Origin of the sequence: Streptomyces sp. L2 (assembly GCF_004124325.1) — a bacterium.
Taxonomy (GTDB): Bacteria; Actinomycetota; Actinomycetes; order Streptomycetales; family Streptomycetaceae; genus Streptomyces.
The window spans coordinates 6,440,513-6,457,848 of record NZ_QBDT01000001.1 but is presented as its reverse complement, the minus strand read 5'-3'; the positions used below and the strand labels follow the sequence as shown (position 1 = coordinate 6,457,848).

General features: G+C 70.3%; 17 protein-coding genes. 1 reads left to right on the top strand and 16 read right to left on the bottom strand.

Annotation, left to right across the window (positions count from 1 at the left end; genetic code table 11):
- Window positions 1-289: 289 nt before the first annotated feature.
- The 11 genes from DBP14_RS28935 to DBP14_RS28885 all read right to left on the bottom strand — a co-directional run bounded on the left by DBP14_RS28935 (window position 290) and on the right by DBP14_RS28885 (window position 11,756).
- Window positions 290-3,142 (bottom strand): DEAD/DEAH box helicase, encoded by a 2,853-nt coding sequence (locus tag DBP14_RS28935; RefSeq protein ID WP_129310048.1) that lies wholly within the window; start codon window positions 3,140-3,142, stop codon window positions 290-292.
- A gap of 105 nt (window positions 3,143-3,247) precedes the next feature.
- On the bottom strand, window positions 3,248-4,189 hold the full coding sequence (tatC, locus tag DBP14_RS28930) for a twin-arginine translocase subunit TatC (RefSeq protein WP_206739374.1): 942 nt from the start codon (window positions 4,187-4,189) through the stop codon (window positions 3,248-3,250).
- Between the two features lie 48 nt (window positions 4,190-4,237).
- Entirely contained in the window at window positions 4,238-4,525 is a 288-nt protein-coding gene (gene tatA / locus DBP14_RS28925) for a Sec-independent protein translocase subunit TatA (RefSeq protein WP_129310046.1), read from the bottom strand.
- Between the two features lie 259 nt (window positions 4,526-4,784).
- Complete coding sequence (locus DBP14_RS28920) at window positions 4,785-4,979, bottom strand: hypothetical protein (RefSeq protein ID WP_129310044.1); 195 nt, start codon at window positions 4,977-4,979, stop codon at window positions 4,785-4,787.
- Between the two features lie 72 nt (window positions 4,980-5,051).
- On the bottom strand, window positions 5,052-5,312 hold the full coding sequence (locus tag DBP14_RS28915; protein ID WP_129312140.1) for a hypothetical protein: 261 nt from the start codon (window positions 5,310-5,312) through the stop codon (window positions 5,052-5,054).
- Between the two features lie 41 nt (window positions 5,313-5,353).
- Window positions 5,354-6,382 carry a WYL domain-containing protein gene (locus DBP14_RS28910; protein WP_129310042.1) on the bottom strand — a complete coding sequence of 343 codons (1,029 nt, stop codon included), beginning with the start codon at window positions 6,380-6,382 and terminating at the stop codon, window positions 5,354-5,356.
- Window positions 6,383-6,400: 18 nt separating this feature from the next.
- Window positions 6,401-7,378: a WYL domain-containing protein gene (locus tag DBP14_RS28905; protein WP_129310040.1), complete on the bottom strand. Its 978-nt coding sequence runs from the start codon at window positions 7,376-7,378 to the stop codon at window positions 6,401-6,403.
- 129 nt (window positions 7,379-7,507) lie between these two features.
- Window positions 7,508-7,888, bottom strand: coding sequence for an FKBP-type peptidyl-prolyl cis-trans isomerase (locus DBP14_RS28900; RefSeq protein WP_129310038.1), 381 nt, complete (start codon window positions 7,886-7,888; stop codon window positions 7,508-7,510).
- 96 nt (window positions 7,889-7,984) lie between these two features.
- Window positions 7,985-8,980: an FKBP-type peptidyl-prolyl cis-trans isomerase gene (locus DBP14_RS28895; RefSeq protein ID WP_129310036.1), complete on the bottom strand. Its 996-nt coding sequence runs from the start codon at window positions 8,978-8,980 to the stop codon at window positions 7,985-7,987.
- A gap of 145 nt (window positions 8,981-9,125) precedes the next feature.
- Window positions 9,126-10,487, bottom strand: a complete 1,362-nt coding sequence (gene pafA / locus DBP14_RS28890) for a Pup--protein ligase (protein WP_129310034.1) — start codon at window positions 10,485-10,487, stop codon at window positions 9,126-9,128.
- Between the two features lie 9 nt (window positions 10,488-10,496).
- Complete coding sequence (locus DBP14_RS28885; protein ID WP_129310033.1) at window positions 10,497-11,756, bottom strand: MFS transporter; 1,260 nt, start codon at window positions 11,754-11,756, stop codon at window positions 10,497-10,499.
- A 103-nt stretch (window positions 11,757-11,859) separates the two neighbouring features.
- Between DBP14_RS28885 and DBP14_RS28880 the strand changes: the two genes are divergently transcribed.
- Window positions 11,860-12,876 carry a LacI family DNA-binding transcriptional regulator gene (locus DBP14_RS28880; protein ID WP_129310031.1) on the top strand — a complete coding sequence of 339 codons (1,017 nt, stop codon included), beginning with the start codon at window positions 11,860-11,862 and terminating at the stop codon, window positions 12,874-12,876.
- A gap of 56 nt (window positions 12,877-12,932) precedes the next feature.
- Here DBP14_RS28880 and prcA read toward each other — a convergent pair whose 3' ends face one another.
- The 5 genes from prcA to dop all read right to left on the bottom strand — a co-directional run bounded on the left by prcA (window position 12,933) and on the right by dop (window position 17,108).
- Window positions 12,933-13,676, bottom strand: coding sequence for a proteasome subunit alpha (gene prcA, locus DBP14_RS28875; protein WP_129310029.1), 744 nt, complete (start codon window positions 13,674-13,676; stop codon window positions 12,933-12,935).
- 61 nt (window positions 13,677-13,737) lie between these two features.
- Window positions 13,738-14,583 carry a proteasome subunit beta gene (gene prcB, locus DBP14_RS28870; protein ID WP_129310027.1) on the bottom strand — a complete coding sequence of 282 codons (846 nt, stop codon included), beginning with the start codon at window positions 14,581-14,583 and terminating at the stop codon, window positions 13,738-13,740.
- The gene (locus tag DBP14_RS28865) at window positions 14,535-14,909 is read right to left on the bottom strand and encodes an endonuclease VII domain-containing protein (protein WP_347239676.1); all 375 of its coding nucleotides are present in this window, start codon (window positions 14,907-14,909) and stop codon (window positions 14,535-14,537) included. Before DBP14_RS28865 ends, prcB begins: the two co-directional genes overlap by 49 nt.
- Window positions 14,910-15,177: 268 nt before the next feature.
- Window positions 15,178-15,396 carry a ubiquitin-like protein Pup gene (locus tag DBP14_RS28860; protein WP_129310023.1) on the bottom strand — a complete coding sequence of 73 codons (219 nt, stop codon included), beginning with the start codon at window positions 15,394-15,396 and terminating at the stop codon, window positions 15,178-15,180.
- A 200-nt stretch (window positions 15,397-15,596) separates the two neighbouring features.
- Entirely contained in the window at window positions 15,597-17,108 is a 1,512-nt protein-coding gene (dop, locus tag DBP14_RS28855; RefSeq protein WP_347239675.1) for a depupylase/deamidase Dop, read from the bottom strand.
- Between the last annotated feature and the right edge of the window lie 228 nt (window positions 17,109-17,336).

The window sequence follows — 17,336 nt, the reverse complement described above, 5'->3', positions numbered from 1 at the left end:
ATGGGAACAGGCGCACGAACCACCTCAACTCGGTGCGCCGCGGGCGAGCTTAGTCCGACCGGATCATCGCCGTGTCATATTCGGCAAGCACCTGAAATCCCCCACACACCAGGAGTACGCTCAACTCCATTTACACGCAGGGCACTTATTCGAACACGCGGAGTAGCCGCCGATAGGCGCACGAATGCAACTCACCGTGACGAGTGAACAGGGGTGCAGCACCGCGCCCCGAAGGGGCGCGGGGAACTGCGCGACAAGCCACAGTCCACCCGCACCCGCGAGGCGGGGCTCACCCCACCGACGAGTAGGCGACCACACCCCGCAGCAACTGATCAACAGCCTTACGCGCCGCACGAGCAACGGTAGAGCCCTCCACAGGAGAAGCCGCAGAGACTTGGCCCAAGACGTCAATGACCTGCTTGCACCACCGCACAAAGTCCCCCGCGGGCATCTCCACCTCGCGCAGCACCTCGTCGAGCCCCTTCCCCGAGGCCCACATGTACGCGGCCCAGGCGAAGCCGAGGTCCGGCTCGCGCTGCCCGACCCCCTCCGTCTGGTTGATCCGGAAGTCCTCCTCCAGCGCGTCCAGCCGGCCCCAGATCCGCACCATCTCGCCCAGCGCGGCCTTCGCCTTGCCCGACGGCAGCTTCGGCGCCATCGCGTCGTCGCTGACCCGCGCCTCGTACACCAGCGCCGAGACGCAGGCGGCGAGTTCCGCGGGGCCGAGTCCTTCCCAGACGCCTTCGCGCAGGCACTCGCTGGCCAGCAGGTCGAGTTCGCCGTAGAGCCGGGCCAGCCGCCTGCCGTGCTCGGTGACCTCGTCGGCGCGCAGGTAGTCCAGTTCGGTCAGCAGGGCCACGATCCGGTCGAAGGTCCGCGCGATGGTGTTCGTGCGGCCCTCGATGCGGCGCTCCAGCTGCGAGGTGTCCCGCAGCAGCCGGTGGTAGCGCTCGGCCCAACGGGCGTGGTCCTCGCGGTCGTCGCAGCCGTGGCAGGGGTGGGCGCGGATCGCCGTGCGCAGCCGGGCGATCTCGCGGTCGTCGGCGGCCTGCGAGCGCTTCTTGCGGGCTCGCTCGGGCGGGATGTGGCCGGCCTTGCTGCGCAGCGCCGAGGCGAGGTCGCGGCGGGACTGCGGGGAGCGCGGGTTGAACGACTTCGGGATGCGCATCCGGTCCAGCGGTTCGACCGGCACCGGGAAGTCCATCGACGCCAGCCGCTTGACCTGCCGTTCGGCGGTCAGCACCAGGGGGCGCGGGCCGTCGTGGTGGTCGAAGCCGCGGTGGCCATTGGAGCGCCCGGCGGGCAGCCCCGGGTCCAGGACCAGCGCCAGGCCCGCGTACTTGCCGGTGGGCACGTGGATGATGTCCCCGGGCTTGAGCTTCTCCAGGGCGACGGCGGCCTCGGCGCGCCGCTGGCTGGCGCCCTGGCGGGCCAGTTCGGTCTCGCGGTCCTTCAGTTCGCGGCGCAGCCGCGCGTACTCCTCGAAGTCGCCGAGGTGGCAGGTCATGGAGGCCTTGTAGCCCTCCAGTCCCTCCTCGTTGCGCTGCACCTGCCGGGAGATCCCGACGACCGACTTGTCGGCCTGGAACTGGGCGAATGAGGTCTCCAGCAGTTCGCGCGAGCGGTGCCGGCCGAACTGCTCGACCAGGTTGACCGCCATGTTGTACGACGGCTTGAAGCTGGAGCGCAGCGGATAGGTGCGGGTGCCCGCGAGTCCGGCGAGGTGCTCGGGGCTCATGCCGCGCTGCCACAGCACGACGGCGTGGCCCTCGACGTCGATGCCGCGCCGGCCGGCCCGGCCGGTGAGCTGGGTGTACTCGCCGGGGGTGATGTCGGCGTGCTGCTCGCCGTTCCACTTGACGAGCTTCTCCAGCACTACCGAGCGGGCGGGCATGTTGATGCCGAGGGCGAGGGTCTCGGTGGCGAACACGGCCTTCACCAGGCCGCGTACGAACAGTTCCTCGACGACCTCCTTGAAGGTCGGCAGCATGCCCGCGTGGTGGGCGGCGATGCCCCGCTCCAGGCCCTCCAGCCACTCGTAGTAGCCGAGGACGTGCAGGTCCTCGGTGGGGATGGCGGCGGTGCGCTCCTCGACGAGGGTGCGGACCTGTTCCCGGGCCTCCTCGTCGTTGAGCCGGAGCCCGGCGTACAGGCACTGCTGGACGGCGGACTCGCAGGCGGCGCGGCTGAAGATGAAGGTGATGGCGGGCAGCAGGCCCTCGGCGTCGAGCCGCTCGATGACCTCGGGCCGGCCGGGCGTCCAGATCCGGGAGCGCTGCCTGCGCTCCCGTTCCCGGTCGGCCTCGCGCATGGCGCGCCCGCGCCGGCGGTCCTGGTACGACGGCCTGCTCGCCTCCATGCGGGCGAGGCGGGCGAGGTCGGGGTTGACGGCCTTCTTGTGGCCCTCGCCCTCCTCGAACAGGTCGTACATCCGGCGCCCGGCGAGCACGTGCTGGAAGAGGGGCACGGGCCGGTGCTCGGAGACGATCACCGCGGTGTCGCCGCGGACGGTGTCCAGCCAGTCGCCGAACTCCTCGGCGTTGGAGACGGTCGCCGACAGGGAGACGAGGGTGACCGACTCGGGCAGGTGGATGATCACCTCTTCCCAGACGGCGCCGCGGAACCGGTCGGAGAGGTAGTGCACCTCGTCCATGACCACGTAGCCGAGGCCGAGGAGGGTCTGGGAGCCCGCGTACAGCATGTTCCGCAGCACCTCGGTGGTCATCACGACCACGGGGGCGCCGGAGTTCACGCTGTTGTCGCCGGTGAGCAGGCCGACCTTGTCCGCGCCGTAGCGGCGGCACAGGTCGGCGTACTTCTGGTTGGACAGCGCCTTGATCGGCGTCGTGTAGAAGCACTTCTTGCCCTGCCCCAGGGCGAGGTGGACGGCGAACTCGCCCACGATCGTCTTGCCGGAGCCGGTGGGCGCGGCCACGAGCACACCCTGTCCGGCTTCGAGGGCCTGGCAGGCCTCGATCTGGAAGGGGTCGAGACCGAAGTCGTACATCTCGCGGAAGGACGCGAGCGCGGTGGCCTGCTCGGCAGCCCGCCTGCGGGCCGCCGCGTACCGCTCGGCCGGTGAGAGGTCCTGAGTCATCGTGCTTTCGAGCGTACCGGGCCGCACTGACAACAGGACGATCATTATCCGCGGCCGCGGGAACGCGGATGCCCCGGCCCGGGAGATTTCGCGGGCCGGGGCATCCGGCGTCTGGCTCGCTCCGGTTACGGAGAGCCCTCGTTCGTCACATCACGTGATGTCGTCGTAGCCGTTGACGCGTTCACTGCCCGGCAGTTCGGGGGCCGTGCTCGCGGTCACCGACTCCACCTCGCCGATGGCGTCGGGCGTGAGGTCCAGCTCGGACGCCTCGTCGTCCCCGGGTCCCCCGGCGTCGCGGCGGGCCCGGCGCCGGTCGTTGAGCAGCGAGAAGGCCACGGCGATGAAGAAGAGCGCCCAGATCGGCGACGCCAGCGCCAGCATGGTCATCGGGTCGGGGCTGGGCGTGGCGATGGCCGCGAACGCGGTGATGCCGACGACCATCCCGCGCCACCAGCCGAGCATCCGCTTGCCGGACAGGACGCCGGTGAGGTTCAGCATGACCAGCAGCAACGGCATCTCGAAGGCGAGGCCGAAGACGACGATCATGCGGGTGACCAGGTCCAGCAGGTCGTCCAGGGGCAGCAGGTTCTCGGCACCGGTCGGCGTGAGGTCGATCATCACCCGCGCCGTGGTGGGCAGCACGTTGAACGCGAGGTATCCGCCGCCGACGAAGAGAGGGGCGCCGAAGCCGACGAAGGCGTAGGCGTACTTCTTCTCCTTGCGGTGCAGGCCCGGCGCGACGAACGCCCAGAGCTGGTAGAGCCAGACCGGGGAGGCGAGCACCACACCGGCCGTCAGCGCGACCTTCAGGGCCAGGGTGAACGGAGCCAGCAGGCCGCTGACCGTGATGTGCGCGCAGTGGACGTTCTTCGACTTGGCCAGCTCGCCGAAGGACTGGTCACAGCCGATCTCGTCCAGAATGGGCCGGGTGACGAAGTCGATGATGTCCTTGTAGAAGAACGCCGCCACGATGGTGACGACGAGGATCGCCAGGACACCCTTCGCGAGCCGGTTGCGCAGCTCACGCAAGTGATCCGCGAGCGGCATCCGCCCCTCGGGATCTCTCTCCTTCTTGCGGGCAGACTTGGGCAACCCACATCCTCATCTCGTGCTGGGGACCGGATCGCCCCGGTCCTCGCGTCAGCGCTGGGTCGTGTCCGTCGGCTCGTTGACCGGGCGGGAGCTGGTCACGTCGCCGGGCGCGGCCTGGATCGTGCGCTGAGCCGCAGAGGGCTCCTCGGCGGGCTGGGCGGAGGAGGCGGTGGACTTGCCGCCGTCGTCCTTCATCGCCTTCGCCTCGCTCTTGAGGATGCGCGCGGACTTGCCGAGCGAACGCGCCATGTCCGGGAGCTTCTTCGAGCCGAACACGAGGACGATCACCAGAACCAGGAGCAGGATGTGCCACGGCTCAAGTCCGTTGCGGAACATAAATCTTCACCTTCTCACCGAGGCGGGGCGGCGGGGCCATGTCCGACCGGTCGGACACGTGTCCGAACCTGGTGCTTCGCAGCGATCGTATCGCCTGGGAGTGAACACGGGGCAATCCCGGGGCGTGACTCTGCTCTGCGGACCGTGCCTCGTCGCCGGGCCGCGACCTGAAGCGTACCTGGCCCGGTGGGCGGCGTAACAGGGCGAAGTGACGCACACCGCTCACACGCCCGGACTCACCGGCCTCTGACCAGGTCCGTCACAGGGAATCCACGGCCCGGGCCGCGCTCACCGCCGACTTCTCCAGGTCCTCGGCCGCCCTGCTGATACGGCGCGCGGAGTCCGTCACCTGCTGCCCGAGGCGCCGCGCCTCCAGGAAGACCCGGACGGCGAGCGCACCCAGCACGGCGAGACCCAGAAAACCCACGGCAACGGCGAACATCGGCCAGAACATGAGCCGAGCCTAGACGGTCACACCGGCGCGAGCGCGCCCGGCCGCCCCAGGCCTGATCGGCCCGGACGGACCCTAGACCGTCGAGTGCAGTCGCAGGGTCCTGACGCCGCCGCCGGTCAGCAGTTCCACGATCCGCTCCCCCGCCGGCTTGCGGACGGCCGCGCCGCAGTCCGGGCAGGTGAAGGAGTAGAACGTGGTCCGGCTGCTGGCGCCGATGGCCAGGCGCAGGGCGCTCGCGGTGAGCTCGAAGCGGCCCCGGCAGTCCGGGCAGCCCGCCCGGAACACCACGGGCACGACTCTCCGCATCCCGGCGAAGGCGGCCGCCACCGTCATTTCCCGCGCACCGGACACCGCACCGGACACCGGAGACTCGCTCAACACCCTGGCTCCTGCCTGTCGTGAACACCGTGCACCGCCGGCGGTGACGTGTCGTACGCCGCCAGGGCCTCGCGGGCCGCCTGCCGGGCGCTGCCGGCCAGCTCGGCCGGCGAGACGATCCGTCCGTCGTGGCCCAGGCGCAGCGCGAGCCGGCGCAGCGAGGCCGGGTCGGGGGTGCGCAGAGTGATACGCAGCCCGCCGTCGGGAAGCTCATCCGCGCTGTCGTGCGGGTAGTACTCGGCGACCCACCGGCCGCCGGGGCCGACCTCGACGACGACCTCCGGGTCCTCGGCGGCCGGCTGCACCAGCGCCTCGGACAGGTCCCGCAGCTCCATCTCGGGCGGCGCGGACGGCTCGTCCAGGATCCTGATCTCCGCGACCCGGTCCAGGCGGAACGTGCGCCGGGCCTCCGAGCGGCGGCACCAGGCCTCCACATAGGTGTGTCCGACGCTGACCAGGCGGATCGGGTCGATCTCGCGCTCGGTGACCTCGTCCCGGGCCGGCGAGTAGTAGCGGATCCACAGGCGGCGCCGCTCGGAGATCGCGCGGTCGACGTCGGCGAAGACGCCGCCCTCCGATTCGAAGGTCACCGACAGCCGCGAGCTGGCGCCGGCCGCCTCGCCGGCCGCCGTCTCCACCTTCGCGGTGGCCCGCAGCAGGGCCTGCCGGTCGCCCTCCCTGAGGCCGGGCAGCGTGGCCACGGCGCGGGCCGCCACCAGCAGGGCGGTCGCCTCGTCGGCGGCGAGGCGCAGCGGCTCGGCCGCCTCCTCGCCGAGCGCCGCCGGGTTGTGCCACCAGATCCGCTCGCCGTCGGTGTCGATGTCCAGCAGGTCGCCGCCGCGGAAGCTGGTGCCGCACATGGGCAGCAGATCGAGGTCCGAGACCAGCTCGTCCTCGGTGATGCCGAAGGCGCGCGCCACGTCCGCGATCCGGGCGCCGGGCCGCTCCCTGAGGTACGTCACCAGGGACAGCATCCGCCGGGTCTGGTCGATGGCGTTCACGGGCCTGACCGGTTTGCCTGCCACAGTGTTGCTCGCTCCCCCTCAGCCCTTGGCCACGGCACGCAGCCGGTCCACCACGTCGGCCCGCAGCTCGGCCGGCTCCAGCACCACGACGTCCGGCCCGAACTCCACCAGCCAGGCGTCCAGCCCGTGCCCGTACGGAATCTCCAACTCGTCCCAGCCGTCGCCGAGTTCCCGCACCTTGGCGGCCTTCGCCCGAAGGGGGTACCCGGCGCCGGAGCGCAGCCGGATCAGCGCCGTGCGGTCGGCGATCTCCCCCGCCCAGCCCGCCACCGTCTCCCGGACCGTCACCACGTCCGGGACGGGCGCGGTGAAGCCGCTGCCCCGCGAGCGCACGCGGCCGGTGATCCGGGACAGCCGGAACACCCGCTCCGCGCCCCGGTCCCGGTCGTACCCCGCCAGGTACCAGTGGCCGCGCCAGCACTCCAGCGCCCACGGCTCCACGTGCCGGGGTTCGGGATGCGCGGCGGAGGCCTTGCGGTACTCGAAGACGACCGGGCGGCGGTCCCGGCAGGCCAGCATCAGCGGCTCGAACGCCGTCTCGTGGACGGGGATCCGCGGTTCCAGCGCGCCATGGGCCTCGTACGGGTCGACGCCCTCGGGCAGGCCGGCGGCCCGCAGCTTCTGCAGGGCGCCGCTGGCCGCGCCGGCGAGCCGGGCCTGCTGCCACACCTTGGCGGCCAGCCCGAGGGCGGCGGCCTCCTCCGCGTCGAGGATGATCGGCGGCAGCCGGTTGCTGTCCCTGCGGGCGAGATAGCCGACCTCGCCGTCGATGTTCTCGACGGTCTCGATGACCAGCCCCAGCTCGCGCAGGTCGTCCTTGTCCCGCTCGAACATCCGGTTGAAGGAGTCGTCGCTCCCGGCCGCCCCCTGCTCCGGCCTGAACGCCTCGACGTAGGCCTCAATGGACTCGCGCAGCTCACGCTTGCTCAGCGGCCGCCGCGTCCCCAGCAGGCACAGCGCGAGGTTCATCAGCCGCTCGGCCTTGGCAATGGCCATCGACGCCCTTCGCCTTCCCTCTGTTGCTTCCGACCGATGACCGTACCGCTCCGCGGTGTGGCGGCAAAAGCCGGAGCAGACAAAGAGGGCCCATGCGGACAGCACGGGCCCTCCTTCGACCAGGAACGGTCAGCGCTTGGCCACGCCCATCAGGTCGCAGACGAAGATCAGCGTCTCACCCGGGGCGATGGCACCGCCGGCGCCGCGGTCGCCGTAGGCGAGGTGCGCGGGGATGACCAGCTTGCGCCGGCCACCGACCTTCATGCCCTGCACGCCCTTGTCCCAGCCCTGGATGACCTGGCCGACGCCCAGCTGGAACTCCAGCGGGGTGCCCCGGTTCCAGGAGGCGTCGAACTCCTCGCCGGTCGAGAACGCGACGCCCACGTAGTGGACCCGCACGAAGTCGCCGGGGCCGGCCACCTCGCCGTCGCCCTCCCAGAGGTCCTTGATCTCAAGGTCTGCCGGCGCCGGCCCGTCCGGGAAGTCGATCTCCGGCTTGTCGATGCTCACGTCACTGGCTCCTGCTTGTGTACGACACGAAACGCGAACAGTCTTTCATCTTCGCCCGCCCTCCGCCCGCCACCCGGGCGCACGCCGTCGGCGCCGTCACATCGCGGCGAGGATGTCCACCGTGAACACCAGCGTCGAGCCCTTCTTGACGGCGCCGCCGCTCGGCGGGTTGTCGCCGTAGCCCAGGTCCGGCGGCACCACGATGAGCACCCGGCTGCCCACCTTCTTGCCGGTCAGCCCCTGCGCCAGGCCCTTGACGACCTGCTCCATCTGCTGCACGCCGAACTGGCTGAGCCGGCCCGAGCCGTACGTCCGCTGGAACGTCTTCCCGCCGTCCCAGACGAGACCCTGGAACTGGCACAGGATCGTCTGGTCGGCGGTCACCTTCGGGCCGTCGCCCTCCAGCACGTACGCCGACACCAGCTTCTTCGGCGGATCCGTCTTCGGCACGGTCACCTTCGGCACCTCGCCGTCGGTGTTGGTGCCGACCTTCGGCAGCGCCGGGTCCTGGGCGACCGGCTTGCCGTGCACGGAGCTCTTGGAGTTGAACGACTCCAGCACGTCGATCACGAACACCAGCGTGTCCGTGCCCTTGATCCCGGCCTGCGCGTTGCCCGAGGTGCCGTAGCCCCACTTCGGCGGCACAGCGATCTCGACGCGGCTGCCCACCTTCTTGCCGGTCAGCGCGTACCGCCAGCCGTCGATGACACTGCCCTGCGCCAGCTGGATCACCAGCGGCCGCTTGCGGTCGTAGGAGTTGTCGAAGACCTTCCCCGTGTCCCAGATCTGGCCCAGGTAGTCGGCCCGGACGAAGTCGTTCTCCACGAGCGTGCGGCCGGTGCCCGCGATCAGCGTCCGCACGGCCAGGTTCTTCGACGGGTCGCCCGTGCCCTTGGCGACCGTCGGCTTCTCCCCGAACTCCTTGCCCGCGGTGACCGCCGGCAACGGCCCGTCCACGATCTTCGGCGGAGGCGCCGACGAGGCCGACGGCGACGCGCCGGACTTGCCGCCCCCGGACGAGTCGTCGCCGCATCCGGCGAGCGTGACGAGTCCAGCGGGAACGGCGGCGAGGAGAAGGGAACGTCGGCGCACGGAAGCCTCGTAATCGGTCGATCTTGCGGACGGGCGTGCGCGCAACTCTACGACGTGAGCAGGGCGCCGTACCGAAAACGTACGGCGCCCGTGTGGCGCTTTCCCGGCAATTCCCGCCCGGAGCGCTCGACTCACATCTCTTCGCCTACATTCCGGCGATCAGCTTCTCCACCCGGTCGTCCACCGCACGGAACGGGTCCTTGCACAACACCGTCCGCTGGGCCTGGTCGTTGAGCTTCAGATGCACCCAGTCCACGGTGAAGTCCCGGCGCTGCTCCTGCGCCCGCCGGATGAAGTCACCGCGCAACCGCGCCCGAGTGGTCTGCGGGGGAACCGACTTGCCCTCGAAGATCTTCAGGTCGTTGCAGATCCGGGTCGCCTGGCCCTTCTTCTCCAGCAGGTAGTACAGGCCACGACGGCGGTGGATGTCGTGGTAGGCGAGGTCTATCTGCGCGACCCGCGGATGCGACATCGTCATGTTGTGCTTGGCCCGGTACCGCTCGATGAGCTTGTATTTCATCACCCAGTCGATCTCGGTGCCGATCCGGTCCAGTTCCTCCGTCTCGATCGCGTCGAGGGTGCGGCCCCACAGCTCCAGGACCTGTGCCACCGTGCCCGTGCGGATGCCCCGGCGGTCGCAGAAGTCCACGGCCTTGTCGAAGTACTCGCGCTGGACCTCCAGCGCGGACGCCTCCCGGCCGCTCGCGAGGCGCACCTTGCGCCGGCCGGTGATGTCGTGGCTGACCTCGCGGATCGCCCGGATCGGGTTCTCCAGGGTCAGGTCGCGCATCACCGTGCCGGCCTCGATCATGCGCAGCACCAGGTCGGTCGCGCCGACCTTGAGCAGCATCGTCGTCTCGGACATGTTCGAGTCGCCCACGATGACGTGCAGCCTGCGGTAGCGCTCCGCGTCCGCGTGCGGCTCGTCACGCGTGTTGATGATCGGGCGGGACCGCGTCGTCGCCGACGACACGCCCTCCCAGATGTGCTCCGCGCGCTGGCTCACGCAGTACACCGCACCGCGCGGGGTCTGCAGCACCTTGCCCGCACCGCAGAGCAGCTGCCTGGTCACCAGGAACGGGATGAGGATGTCGGCGAGGCGGGAGAACTCCCCGTGCCGCGCCACCAGATAGTTCTCATGGCAACCGTAGGAGTTGCCCGCCGAGTCCGTGTTGTTCTTGAACAGGTAGACGTCGCCCGCGATTCCTTCCTCGTGCAGGCGTCGCTCCGCGTCCACCAGGAGTCCCTCGAGAATGCGCTCGCCGGCCTTGTCGTGGGTGACCAGCTCGGTCACGTTGTCACATTCGGGTGTCGCATATTCCGGATGTGACCCCACATCGAGATACAGCCGGGCGCCGTTGCGCAGAAATACATTGCTGCTGCGGCCCCATGACACGACACGGCGGAAGAGGTACCGCGCCACCTCGTCAGGAGACAGGCGCCGCTGTCCCCTGAACGTGCACGTGACGCCGTACTCGTTCTCCAGCCCGAAAATGCGGCGGTCCATGACTGAACATTACGCCCGATCACCCGAGCTGAAACGGGGTTCGGCAGCACGATTTGGATCATTTTCCGATGAAGCCGCAACAACCGCGCCCCGCGCGGGAGCTGCGAGGAACCCGCTCAGGGCCAGCAGCACCAGCAGCGACACCGCCCCCGCCGCGCCCGGCACCGCGAAACCCCACCGCGCGCCACCCGCCTGGACGACCGGCCCCGCCAGGCCCGTTCCGACCGAGGCGCCCACCGTGAACGTCGTCACCAGCCACGAGAACGCCTCCGTGACCGTCCCGCCCGGCGCGTGCCGGTCCACGAGGATGAACGCGCAGGCGATGCACGGCGCCAGGAACACCCCTGCCAGCACCGCCAGGGCCACCATCGCCGGCACACCGGGCATCCACACCAGCGGCAGGTAACACACCGCCAGAAGCGCCACCAGCGACCGCAGTCGCCGCTCCGGCGCACCCCGCCACTGCCGCGCCCCGTACACGGTGCCGCCCACGAGCGCGCCCAGGCCCACACCCGCCATCAGCCAGCCGTACACCGCGTCGCCGCCATGACCGTCCGCGTACGACACCGACGCCACCGTGATCGAGCCCAGCGCCATCCCGACGAACAGGAAGGAGCCCAGCAGCACCAGCAGACCGGGCGACCGCAGCGCGCCCAGCCAGTGCGCCTCACGCGGCGCCGACCGCCACGCGCGCGAGGGCGGCGACAGCACGACCGACAGCGCCCCCAGCACACCCAGCCCGTTCAGCACGAGCAGCGCCGCCCGCTCCGACCACAGCGACACGCACAGCGTCACCAGCAGCGGGCCGACCGTGAACATGACCTCCTGCGCGACGGCGTCCATCGCGTACGCCGTGTGCACCTGCTCCTCGCGGCGCAGCACCGAGGGCCACAGGGCGCGCAGCCCGCCCTCCAGCGGCGGCGTGAACAGCCCCGCCGCGGCGACGGCCGCGTACGCCACCGGCAGCGGATCGGTCCCGCAGAACGCGAAGGCGCCCATGGCGAGGGCGGCGGCGAGGGCCGCCGGCAACTGCACGCGCGGCTGGCCGTACAGGTCCACCAGCCGCCCCAGCACCGGCTGACCCACGGCGTTGGCCACGCCGTACGCCGCCGCGAGTCCTCCGGCGAGGCTGTACGAGCCGCCCTGCGCGCGCACGAACAGCACCAGCGCGATCGCCGCGGTTGCGTTCGGCAGCCGGCCCACCAGCGTGCCGGTCAGCAGCCGGGCCGCGTGCCGCGCCCTGAGGACCTCCGAAAAGCCCGCGGCCATGCCCCGCCTCCAAGTGTTACGTATAACCCCGCCTGTCATACGTACCATGTGCGCTGTTCACACGTCCAGGCGAACGACCCGCCAGAACAGGAGCACGACCACGGTGGCACGCAGCAGCACGCGCCCGACCAGCCGTGACGTCGCCCACGCGGCCGGAGTCTCCCAGGCCGCCGTCTCCCTCGTCCTCGGCGACAAGTGGCGCGGCCGGGTCTCCGAGGCCACCGCCGAACGCGTCCGCCAGGCCGCCCGCGACCTCGGCTACCGGCCCAACCTCGCCGCCCGCAACCTGCGCCTCGGCCGCACCCGCACGGTCCTCCTCGTCGTGCCCGCCCTGACCACCGAGTTCTTCGCCGGCGTCTACACCGGCGCCGCCCGCGTCGCCGGCCGGCACGGCTTCGGCGTCGTCCTCTACCCCTCCCCCGAGGGCATCGGCCCGGCCCGCGACCCGTTCGCCTCCGCACAGGCCGCCCTCGACGGCATCATCGCCTCCTCCATGGCCGCCGACGCCCTCACCGCCCTGCGCGGCGACCAGCTCCCCCTCGTGATGCTCGACAGCGACCCGCACGGCAGCCTCGGCGCCGCCACCGTCAACCTCGACATCGCCGACGGCGTCCGCCAAGTCACCGCGCACCTGCTCGGCCTCGGCCACCGCCACATGCTCCACCTCGCGGCCGACGTCCCCTCCTGGACCTTCGACCTGCGCGCCCGCGAACTGGCCCGCCGCCTGGCCGCCACCCCCGGCACCCGGCTGCGCACCGCCCGCGCCCCCATCTCCATCGACGGCGCCCGCACCGCCACCGAGGCCGCGCTCGCCGCGCCGGGCCCCCGGCCCACCGCCGTCATCTGCGACGACGACAAACTCGCCGCCGGCGCCTACAAGGCGATGCGCCGCCTCGGCCTGCGCGTCCCCGACGACATCTCCGTCACCGGACTCGACGACCTCGCCCTCGCCACCGCCCTCGACCCCGAACTCACCACCGTCCGGCTCGACGCGGAACTCTTCGGGGAACGCGGCATGCAGGCCCTCCTGGCCGTCCTGGACGGCCGCACACCCGACGCCGGGGACATCCCCGTGGAACTCGTCGTACGGGGCTCCACGGCCCCGGCACCGGCCTCCTGACGCAAGGGTGCCCCGGCCGGTGATCCGGCCGGGGCGCCCTTGCGTCGAGGCTTGTGCTACTCGTCCTCGTCGTCGGAGGTCTCCGCCTCCGTCGACGCGCCCTCCGCCTCCAGCAGCCGGGCCAGCTGCCGGCCCACGATCCGCTTGAACTTCCGCTTCTGCGGCCGCGTGCGGTCCAGCACCGCCACTTCCAGCCGCTCCGCGGGAATCTCCCGCTCACTGCCGTTGGTGTCCCGCGACAGCGCCTGCACGGCCAGGCTCAACGCCTCCGCGAGACTCATCCCGTCCTGATGGCGCTGATCCAGGAACCCGCTGATCTGCTCGGCGTTGCCGCCGACCGCCACCGAGCCGTGCTCGTCGACGATCGAGCCGTCGTGCGGCAGCCGGTAGATCTGGTCGCCCTCCGGGGTCTCCCCGACCTCGGCGACCACCAGTTCCACCTCGTACGGCTTTTCCGCCGCCGAGGAGAAGATCGTGCCCAGGGTCTGCGCGTACACGTTCGCCAGCCCGCGGGCGGTCACGTCGTCACGGTCGTAGGTGTACCCGCGCAGGTCGGCGTAGCGGACACCGCCGATCCGCAGGTTCTCGTACTCGTTGTACTTGCCGGCGGCGGCGAAGCCGATCCGGTCGTAGATCTCGCTGAACTTGTGCAACGCACGGGACGGGTTCTCGCCGACGAACACGATGCCGTCGGCGTACTGGAGCACCACGAGGCTGCGACCGCGCGCGATGCCCTTGCGGGCGTACTCCGCGCGGTCCGCCATGGCCTGCTGGGGTGAGACATAGAACGGCGTCGACACCGGTTATCCGTCCCTTTCTGTCATGGTCACAGTGATCACCTTCCACACAACCGGCCCGCGGTCAGAGCAGCGCGGCCTTCGGGCCGTCCGGCTCCTCCAGACGCCTCTGCAGCACCGCGCGGGACAGGTCGGACGCCTGCTCCTCCGTCAGCCTGCGGAAACCGTCCTCGGTGATCACGGTGATGATCGGGTAGATCCGGCGGGCGACATCGGGACCACCGGTCGCCGAGTCGTCGTCAGCCGCGTCGTACAGGGCCTGCACGACCAGGGTCGTCGCCTGCTCCTCGGTCAGGTCCTCCCGGAACAGCTTCTTCATCGCGCCCCGCGCGAAGATCGAGCCGGAACCGGTCGACGCGTAGTTGTGCTCCTCGGAACGGCCGCCCGTCACGTCGTACGAGAAGATCCGCCCCCGGTCCCGGTCCACGTCGTACCCCGCGAACAGGGGCACCACGGCCAGGCCCTGCATCGCCATGCCCAGATTGGACCGGATCATCGTCGACAGCCGGTTCGCCTTGCCCTCCAACGACAGCTGCGCACCCTCGACCTTCTCGAAGTGCTCCAGCTCCAGCTGGAAGAGCTTCACCATCTCCACGGCGAGACCGGCGGTGCCGGCGATGCCCACGGCCGAGTACTCGTCCGCGGGGAACACCTTCTCGATGTCCCGCTGGGCGATCACATTGCCCATGGTGGCCCGGCGGTCACCGGCCAGCACCACGCCGCCGGGGAACGTCACCGCGACGATCGTCGTCCCGTGCGGCGCCTCGATCACCCCCTGCGTCGGCGGCAGCTGCCGCTTGCCGGGCAGCAGCTCGGGCTGGTGCTCCGAGAGGAAGTCCATGAAGGAGGAAGATCCTGGCGTCAGGAAGGCAGCTGGTAGACGCCCGGTGCCACGAGTATTGGCTTCCACGAGTTTCCTTCCAGATAGGCGGCAGCCCGGCGTACGGCGTCGGGATCATCTCTCAACTTACCGATGGCCGAATTGCAGTTGAAGCACAGTACGCCACGGACCCTACCCGTCTTGTGGCAGTGATCCACATGTACGGCCGGGGCAGTCAGGCAAATGCAACAGATGCCCCGCTGCGCAGCAATCAGCGCGTCCAACTCCACGGGCGTGAGATCGTACTTGCGCTCGAAGTAGCTCACCCGGTTCCGCTCGGCACGGCACTCGCGGCAGTAGCTCGCCCAGCCGTCCGAAGAGGCTCTGTTGCGCTCCCAGTCGTCGTGCGGCTTCACCGTTCGACACTGAGGGCACCGCTTATGCCCCCTTGGAACCGGCACCTTCACACGCACCGTCTTGCCCTTGGCCTCCTGACGCTGCCTGTAGTACTCCGCGGAGCACTCCTTGCAGTACGCCTGAAGGCCATCACGCATCGCTTTGTTGCTCGCGAAGTCCGCTCGCGGCCTCTCCTGCTTGCACCGCGAGCAGCGCTTCGCGTCATCCGGGTCCCGCACCGATCCCCCCGCTACCTTCAATTCGAAGGCAAATCAGCGAACGTGGCCATTATTGTCCGCCTTTTTGCACAAATGACCTCACGAAGTCCTCGGCGTTAGACTCGAGTACATCATCGATTTCGTCCAGGACGTCGTCCACGTCGTCGCTCAGCTTTTCCTGCCGCTCCTTGAGGTCCTCGGCAGCCTGCGCGTCCTGCGCCTGCTCCTCGACCTCTTCGGTGGAGCGTGTGGCCTTCTGCTGGCCGCCGCCGGTGTCCTTGGTTGCCATAACCCTCACCCCGCTCAGATCGCCCGACATGGTCGTCAGGTCGGCATCGCTGCCGATCGGTGATGATCAGACCCTACAAGTCGGGTCCGACATCGGCCCCGCAGTTTCGACAACGTGCGGGGGCCACTTCGATGATTCCCGGGCGGTGGGGTTTCCACCCTGTCCGCCCGGGCCGGTACGAGTACCCCGCGTGACCTTGCTCAGCCGCCGGACAGGATCCTGACCAGGTCTTCTGCCGTGCGGCAGCGGTCCAGCAGCTCCTTGACGTGATTTCGCGTTCCGCGTAGCGGTTCCAGGGTTGGGACCCGCTGCAGGGAATCCCGGCCGGGCAGGTCGAAGATCACCGAGTCCCAGGAGGCGGCCGCCACGTCGTCGGCGTACTGCTCCAGGCAGCGGCCCCGGAAGTAGGCTCGGGTGTCCTCCGGGGGCTTCCTGCGGGCCCGGTCTACCTCGGTCTCGTCCAGCAGCCGCTTCATGCGCCCGCGGGCCACCAGACGGTTGTAGAGGCCCTTCTCGGCGCGCACGTCGGCGTACTGGAGGTCGACGAGGTGGAGCCGGGCGGCGTCCCAGTCGAGGCCGTCACGGCGGCGGTAGCCCTCCATGAGTTCCCGCTTGGCGACCCAGTCGAGCTCGCCGGCCAGGCTCATCGGATCGTTCTCCAGCCGGTTGAGGGTGTCCTCCCAGCGGGCCAGGACGTCCTTGGTCTGCTCGTCGGCGTCGGCCCCGAAGCGCTCCTCGACGTACTTGCGGGACAGCTCGAAGTACTCCATCTGGAGCTGTACGGCGGTCAGGGTACGGCCGCTGCGCAGCGTGATGAGCCGTCGCAGGGTCGGGTCGTGGGAGACCTGGTGGAGCGTGCGGACCGGCTGGTCGACGGCGAGGTCGACGGCGATGAAACCGTCCTCGATCATCGACAGGACGAGGGCGGTGGTGCCCAGCTTGAGGTAGGTCGAGATCTCGGAGAGGTTGGCGTCGCCGATGATCACGTGCAGCCGGCGGTACTTCTCCGCGTCGGCGTGCGGTTCGTCCCGGGTGTTGATGATGGGCCGCTTGAGTGTCGTCTCCAGCCCGACCTCGACCTCGAAGTAGTCGGCGCGCTGGCTGAGCTGGAAGCCGTGCTCGTGGCCGTCCTGGCCGATGCCGACGCGGCCGGCGCCGGTGACGACCTGGCGGGAGACGAAGAAGGGGGTGAGGTGGCGGACGATGTCGGAGAACGGGGTCTCCCGCCGCATGAGGTAGTTCTCGTGCGTGCCGTAGGAGGCGCCCTTGTTGTCGGTGTTGTTCTTGTACAGGTGGATGGGCTGGGCGCCGGGGAGCTGGGCGGCCCGCTCGGCGGCCTCGGCCATGATGCGCTCGCCGGCCTTGTCCCACAGGACGGCGTCCCGGGGGTTGGTGACCTCGGGGGCGCTGTACTCGGGGTGGGCGTGGTCGACGTAGAGGCGCGCGCCGTTGGTGAGGATCACGTTGGCGAGGCCGATGTCCTCGTCGGTGAGCTGGGTGGAGTCGGCGGCCTCGCGGGCGAGGTCGAAGCCCCGTGCGTCGCGCAGGGGGTTCTCCTCCTCGAAGTCCCAGCGGGCCCGGCGGGCCCGGTGCATCGCCGCGGCGTAGGCGTTGACGATCTGGGACGAGGTGAGCATGGCATTGGCGTTGGGGTGGCCGGGGACGGAGATGCCGTACTCCGTCTCGATGCCCATTACTCGCCGTACGGTCATGCGGCCCTCCTTGCCCGGCGGCGCCCTCGGTCGTGGGTGCCGCTCACGTCCCGCTGGCGCTCCGGTGCGTGTGCGGTGCCCGTCCCCGCACTGCGCGACTCGGCGGTAGGAAAGAGCCTAGAACGCCTTTGCGCTGGTGGGGAGATCATTTGCGTCATTGCCTGCTCCGGTCGTGGCCTGCGGAAAGCAGTCGGCTGCGGGTACCCCGGTGAGGGCACCCGCAGCCGC

Coding starts and splice junctions, on each gene's coding strand:
- DBP14_RS28935 (WP_129310048.1), bottom strand. CDS start 3,142: ATGATCGTCCTGTTGTCAGTGCGGCCCGGTACGCTCGAAAGCACGATG.
- tatA (WP_129310046.1), bottom strand. CDS start 4,525: ATGTTCCGCAACGGACTTGAGCCGTGGCACATCCTGCTCCTGGTTCTG.
- DBP14_RS28920 (WP_129310044.1), bottom strand. CDS start 4,979: ATGTTCTGGCCGATGTTCGCCGTTGCCGTGGGTTTTCTGGGTCTCGCC.
- DBP14_RS28915 (WP_129312140.1), bottom strand. CDS start 5,312: ATGACGGTGGCGGCCGCCTTCGCCGGGATGCGGAGAGTCGTGCCCGTG.
- DBP14_RS28905 (WP_129310040.1), bottom strand. CDS start 7,378: ATGGCCATTGCCAAGGCCGAGCGGCTGATGAACCTCGCGCTGTGCCTG.
- pafA (WP_129310034.1), bottom strand. CDS start 10,487: ATGGACCGCCGCATTTTCGGGCTGGAGAACGAGTACGGCGTCACGTGC.
- DBP14_RS28885 (WP_129310033.1), bottom strand. CDS start 11,756: ATGGCCGCGGGCTTTTCGGAGGTCCTCAGGGCGCGGCACGCGGCCCGG.
- DBP14_RS28860 (WP_129310023.1), bottom strand. CDS start 15,396: ATGGCAACCAAGGACACCGGCGGCGGCCAGCAGAAGGCCACACGCTCC.
- dop (WP_347239675.1), bottom strand. CDS start 17,108: ATGACCGTACGGCGAGTAATGGGCATCGAGACGGAGTACGGCATCTCC.